This window comes from Vibrio sp. V43_P6S15P86, from assembly GCF_009904725.1.
GTDB classification, from domain to species: Bacteria; Pseudomonadota; Gammaproteobacteria; order Enterobacterales; family Vibrionaceae; genus Vibrio; species Vibrio diabolicus.
On record NZ_WXWT01000334.1, the window covers coordinates 21,180 to 27,824 of the forward strand.

4 protein-coding genes are annotated in these 6,645 nt (G+C 47.0%); all 4 read left to right on the top strand.

All coding sequences use genetic code 11. The annotated features are described in order from the left end of the window. Nucleotides 1-317: 317 nt before the first annotated feature. The 4 genes from dnaA to gyrB all read left to right on the top strand — a co-directional run bounded on the left by dnaA (nt 318) and on the right by gyrB (nt 6,408). A complete protein-coding gene (gene dnaA / locus CAG69_RS14895) occupies nt 318-1,724 on the top strand; it encodes a chromosomal replication initiator protein DnaA (protein ID WP_161444886.1) in 1,407 nt (468 codons plus the stop codon). 63 nt (nt 1,725-1,787) lie between these two features. Then, the gene (dnaN, locus tag CAG69_RS14900; RefSeq protein ID WP_005394106.1) at nt 1,788-2,888 is read left to right on the top strand and encodes a DNA polymerase III subunit beta; all 1,101 of its coding nucleotides are present in this window, start codon (nt 1,788-1,790) and stop codon (nt 2,886-2,888) included. 9 nt (nt 2,889-2,897) lie between these two features. Next, on the top strand, nt 2,898-3,977 hold the full coding sequence (gene recF / locus CAG69_RS14905; RefSeq protein WP_005394107.1) for a DNA replication/repair protein RecF: 1,080 nt from the start codon (nt 2,898-2,900) through the stop codon (nt 3,975-3,977). Nucleotides 3,978-3,990: 13 nt separating this feature from the next. Further along, nucleotides 3,991-6,408: a DNA topoisomerase (ATP-hydrolyzing) subunit B gene (gene gyrB, locus CAG69_RS14910; RefSeq protein WP_005394109.1), complete on the top strand. Its 2,418-nt coding sequence runs from the start codon at nt 3,991-3,993 to the stop codon at nt 6,406-6,408. Nucleotides 6,409-6,645 lie beyond the last annotated feature (237 nt).

Here is a 6,645-nt window from a genome sequence, read left to right on the forward strand (position 1 = left end):
AGATAATAGAAGAAGAATGTTAAATGTGACGAAAATGCGAACTGAACCTAGCGAAATGATCGACAAAATCAGCATTGGGAATAAAATAATACACAGACTTATCACCAATCGCTCGATCTTGTGAATTTTGCCCAATTGTGGATCGTTGTGTGGGCAAATTTGGGGCAAGGTGTGTTGAACTCATCAAGTTTGCAGAAATAATTGTGAATAACTTGGATCTTATTCACTGGATCGTCGATCAATCGCTGGCGATCTTGGTTATCAACAGGTAAAATTGCCAGTCTTTTCCGATAATTCAATTACTCAGTGGGGGCACCGTGTCATCTTCGCTTTGGCTGCAATGTTTGCAGCAGCTTCAAGAAGAGCTACCAGCTACAGAATTCAGCATGTGGGTTCGTCCGCTACAAGCGGAGCTCAATGACAATACTCTCACTCTATTCGCGCCAAACCGCTTTGTGTTGGACTGGGTGCGTGATAAGTATCTGAACAATATTACTCGTTTACTACAGGAATACTGTGGTGGCGACATTCCTAACTTACGCTTTGAAGTGGGGAGCCGACCTGTCTCTGCTCCAAAACCAGCGCCGACACGTACGCCTGCAGATGTGGCTGCGGAGTCATCTGCACCTGCGCAATTACAGGCACGTAAGCCAGTACACAAAGCCTGGGATGACGACGCTCAAGCGATTGCGGCGATCAATCACCGCTCAAACATGAACCCAAAACACAAGTTCGACAACTTTGTTGAAGGTAAGTCGAACCAACTGGGTTTGGCTGCGGCGCGTCAGGTATCGGATAACCCAGGTGCAGCTTACAACCCACTATTCCTATACGGCGGCACGGGTTTGGGTAAAACCCACTTATTGCATGCGGTGGGTAACGCGATTGTGGATAACAACCCGAACGCGAAAGTGGTCTACATGCACTCAGAGCGTTTTGTGCAAGACATGGTGAAAGCGCTGCAAAACAATGCGATTGAAGAATTCAAACGCTACTACCGCAGTGTGGATGCACTCCTTATCGATGACATCCAATTCTTTGCTAATAAAGAACGTTCGCAAGAAGAATTCTTCCATACCTTCAACGCACTATTGGAAGGTAACCAGCAGATCATCTTAACGTCTGACCGTTATCCTAAAGAGATTAATGGCGTTGAAGATCGTCTTAAATCTCGCTTTGGTTGGGGTCTTACTGTTGCGATCGAGCCGCCTGAGCTTGAAACGCGTGTGGCGATCTTGATGAAAAAAGCCGAAGATCACCAAATCCACCTTGCTGATGAAGTGGCATTCTTCATTGCCAAGCGTCTGCGTTCGAACGTCCGTGAGCTAGAAGGTGCACTGAACCGCGTTATCGCTAACGCGAACTTTACTGGCCGCCCAATTACGATTGATTTTGTTCGTGAAGCGCTGCGCGATCTGCTTGCTCTACAAGAGAAGCTGGTGACGATCGATAACATTCAAAAGACCGTGGCGGAATACTACAAGATTAAAGTGGCGGACTTGCTGTCTAAACGTCGCTCTCGTTCTGTAGCGCGTCCTCGTCAGCTGGCCATGGCGTTAGCAAAAGAGTTAACCAACCACAGCTTGCCAGAAATCGGTGATGCATTTGGTGGTCGCGATCATACGACCGTACTTCATGCGTGTCGCAAGATTGAGCAGCTGCGTGAAGAGAGCCACGATATTAAAGAAGATTACTCTAACTTGATTCGCACCCTGTCCTCGTAATCGGTTAGAATAACGGTATTCTAAGCAAATCATTTATTGAGCTGACAGCGTAAAGAGCCAAGCATGAAATTTACCATTGAACGTAGTCATTTAATCAAACCGCTACAGCAGGTTTCGGGCGCTTTAGGTGGCCGACCAACTCTGCCAATCCTGGGTAACCTACTTCTTAAAGTAGAAGAGAACGTATTGTCGATGACGGCAACCGATCTTGAAGTAGAGTTAGTAAGCAAAGTGACGCTAGAAGGTGATTTTGAAGCGGGCAGCATTACCGTTCCTTCGCGTAAGTTTCTCGATATCTGCCGTGGTTTACCGGACGATGCGATCATCACATTTGTATTAGAAGGTGATCGCGTACAAGTTCGCTCTGGTCGCAGCCGTTTCTCATTGGCAACGCTTCCTGCGAACGATTTCCCTAATATTGAAGACTGGCAAAGCGAAGTGGAAGTATCACTGAGCCAAGCCGATCTACGTACGCTGATCGACAAAACTCAGTTCTCGATGGCGAATCAAGACGTTCGTTACTACCTCAACGGTATGTTGTTTGAAATTGACGGTACCACGCTACGCAGCGTGGCGACGGACGGCCACCGTATGGCGGTATCGCAAACTCAGCTAGGTGCGGATTTTGCGCAGAAGCAAATCATCGTGCCACGCAAAGGTGTGCAAGAATTAGTGAAGTTGATGGATGCGCCAGAGCAACCTGTAGTACTTCAGATCGGTAGCTCCAATGTTCGTGCTGAGGTGAATAACTTTACTTTTACCTCTAAGTTGGTTGATGGTCGTTTCCCTGACTACCGCCGCGTATTGCCTCAGAGCACCAATAAGACCCTAATAGCAAGTTGTGACGAGTTGCGCCAAGCCTTCTCTCGTGCTGCGATTCTTTCCAACGAAAAATTCCGTGGCGTGCGTGTGAATCTGGCTGATACTGAAATGCGCATAACCGCGAATAACCCAGAACAAGAAGAAGCGGAAGAGATGCTTGATGTGACCTTTGAAGGTGACGCCATCGAAATCGGCTTTAACGTAAGCTATGTGCTTGATGTTCTGAACACGTTGCGTTGTGAAAATGTACGTGTGTCGATGTCGGATGCTAACGCTAGCGCATTGATTGAAAATGCCGACGATGACAGTGCCATGTACGTGGTGATGCCAATTCGTCTATAAGCCAACTGAATGCCTCTTTCTCGTCTCATCATTCAGCAGTTTCGAAACATTAAAGCCTGTGATATTGAGTTATCAGCAGGCTTTAACTTTCTTATCGGGCCGAACGGCAGCGGTAAAACCAGTGTCTTAGAAGCGGTTTACCTGCTCGGGCATGGCCGCTCATTCAAGAGCTCTCTCACCGGACGAGTGATACAAAATGAGTGTGACGAACTGTTTGTTCATGGTCGTTTTTTGAACTCGGATCAATTTGAGCTACCTATCGGCATTAATAAGCAGCGTGATGGCTCAACAGAGGTTAAAATAGGCGGTCAATCTGGACAAAAATTAGCGCAGTTGGCACAAGTTCTGCCTCTGCAGTTGATACACCCAGAAGGGTTTGATTTACTGACAGATGGCCCTAAACATCGTCGTGCGTTTATTGATTGGGGCGTGTTTCATACCGAGCCCGCTTTTTATCAAGCATGGGGAAGGTTCAAGCGCCTGAACAAGCAGCGCAACGCGTTGTTGAAAACCGCCAATAGTTATCGTGAACTCAGTTATTGGGATCAGGAAATGGCAGGGCTGGCTGAAAACATCAGCCAATGGCGAGCAAGTTACATCGAGCAGATGAAAACTGTCGCAGAAACTATCTGTCAGACATTTTTGCCAGAATTTGAGATCCAATTGAAGTATTATCGTGGCTGGGATAAAGACACCCCATACCACGAGATACTAGAAAAGAATTTTGAGCGTGATCAGGCATTGGGATACACCTTTAGTGGCCCAAACAAAGCTGATTTGCGCATTAAAGTGAACGGAACGCCCGTTGAAGATGTTCTGTCACGCGGTCAATTAAAACTCATGGTGTGTGCATTGCGTGTCGCGCAAGGGCAACACCTGACAGAGATGACCGGTAAACAATGCATTTACCTAATTGATGACTTCGCGTCGGAATTAGATAGCCAACGTCGCAAGCGTCTTGCTGACTGCTTAAAAGAGACGGGCGCACAAGTATTTGTAAGCTCTATCACTGAAAGCCAAATCGCCGATATGTTGGACGATAACGGTAAATTGTTTCATGTGGAACATGGCAGGATAGAGTCAAACTAGAAGAGAGAAACTCATGTCTGAAAATTACGATTCATCGAGTATTAAGGTACTGAAGGGTCTGGATGCGGTACGTAAGCGTCCAGGAATGTACATCGGCGATACGGACGACGGCACCGGCCTTCACCACATGGTTTTCGAGGTGGTGGATAACTCAATTGATGAAGCGTTGGCAGGTCACTGTAAAGACATCGTTGTGACAATTCATGAGGATAACTCGGTTTCCGTTAGCGATGATGGTCGTGGCATTCCAACAGAAATCCACTCAGAGGAAAATGTCTCTGCAGCAGAAGTAATCATGACGGTACTTCACGCGGGTGGTAAGTTCGACGATAACTCATACAAAGTATCGGGTGGTCTTCACGGGGTAGGTGTTTCAGTAGTAAACGCACTATCAGAGAAAGTTGAGCTGACGATTCATCGTGGTGGCCATATCCATACGCAAACCTACCGCCATGGTGAGCCTCAAGCGCCACTAGCTGTTGTGGGTGATACGGATAAAACCGGTACGCAAATTCGTTTCTGGCCAAGTGCCGAGACCTTCTCTAACACTGAGTTCCACTATGACATTCTGGCGAAACGCCTGCGTGAACTGTCATTCCTGAACTCTGGTGTATCGATCAAATTGGTTGATGAGCGTGAAGCGGACAAACATGATCACTTCATGTATGAAGGTGGTATTCAAGCGTTCGTTGATCACCTAAACACCAACAAAACGCCAATCATCGAAAAAATCTTCCACTTTAACTCAGAGCGTGAAGACGGCATTTCAGTTGAAGTGGCGATGCAATGGAACGATGGTTTCCAAGAGAACATCTTCTGTTTTACCAACAATATCCCACAGCGTGATGGTGGTACTCACCTTGCTGGTTTCCGTGCTGCGTTAACACGTACATTGAACAGCTTTATGGATAAAGAAGGTTTCTCTAAGAAAGCAAAAACAGCGACTTCAGGCGACGATGCGCGTGAAGGTCTAACTGCGGTTGTTTCGGTGAAAGTACCAGATCCTAAGTTCTCAAGCCAAACAAAAGACAAACTGGTTTCTTCTGAAGTGAAATCAGCTGTTGAGTCTGCAATGGGTGAAAAACTGTCTGAGTTCCTGATTGAGAACCCGACAGAAGCGAAGATGGTTTGTTCGAAAATCATCGATGCAGCACGTGCACGTGAAGCAGCGCGTAAAGCTCGTGAAATGACGCGCCGTAAAGGTGCACTAGACCTAGCTGGCCTTCCAGGTAAACTTGCAGACTGTCAGGAAAAAGATCCGGCACTCTCTGAACTATACATAGTGGAGGGTGATTCGGCAGGCGGCTCCGCAAAACAAGGCCGTAACCGTAAGAACCAAGCGATCCTACCGCTAAAAGGTAAGATTCTTAACGTAGAAAAAGCACGTTTCGACAAGATGCTGTCTTCGCAAGAAGTAGCAACGCTGATCACTGCACTTGGTTGTGGTATCGGTCGTGACGAGTACAACCCGGACAAGCTGCGTTACCACAACATCATCATCATGACCGATGCCGATGTCGATGGTTCGCACATCCGTACGCTACTATTGACCTTCTTCTACCGTCAAATGCCAGAGCTTATCGAGCGTGGTTACGTGTACATCGCTCAGCCACCACTTTACAAAGTGAAAAAAGGCAAACAAGAGCAGTACATCAAAGACGAAGAAGCGATGAACCAATACCAAGTATCATTGGCTCTGGATAATGCATCGCTACACGTAAATGCAGAAGCACCTGCACTGGCTGGTGAAGCACTAGAGAAGCTTGTTCAACAGTACAACGCGGGTATTAAACTGGCGGAACGTATGAGCCGTCGTTACCCAAGTGCTTTGGTAAACGAGCTGATTTACACTCCTCGTCTAACGCCTGAGCAATGCCATGACGCATCAGTTGTTGAAGCGTGGACGAAGCAGCTTATTGAGCAGCTGAATGCGAAAGAAGTGGGCGCGAGCCAATACAGCTACGAAGTTGAGCAGCACGAAGAACTAGGCTTAAACTTGCCTAAGATCGTGGTTCGTACTCACGGTGTGACGCACGAACATGCAATTAGCATCGATTTCCTAAACTCGAAAGAGTACGGCAAATTGGCTGATCTATCAGAAGCACTGGATGGGCTTCTGGAAGAAGGCGCGTACATCAAACGTGGTGAGCGTACGATGCCAGTAGCAAGCTTTGCAGAAGCGCTTGATTGGTTGGTTAAAGAGTCAATGCGTGGTCTGAGTCGTCAGCGTTACAAAGGTCTAGGTGAGATGAACCCCGATCAGCTGTGGGAAACGACTATGGACCCAGAAACGCGTCGCATGATGCAAGTAACGATTGAGGATGCGGTAGGCGCAGACCAATTGTTCACAACACTGATGGGTGACCAAGTAGAACCTCGTCGTAACTTCATCGAAGAAAACGCGCTGAAAGTAGCGAACTTAGACGTGTAACGACAACTTGTCTTAATAGGAAAAAGCAGCGAGAAATCGCTGCTTTTTTTGTTTTAACCATCAGTGAAAATCGCCACTTTCTGCCAAGACTTTGGTTTTTCTGGTGCTAACTGCCAATAACCTGATCAAGCTTGCCATTTTATTTCTGTTTTCTTTTTTTCTCGCCATTTTGTTCGCTTGGGCACTTTTGCTTTCTTTTTTCTGCTCGCTATAGTGCTGAAGAGCTGATGAATAAGG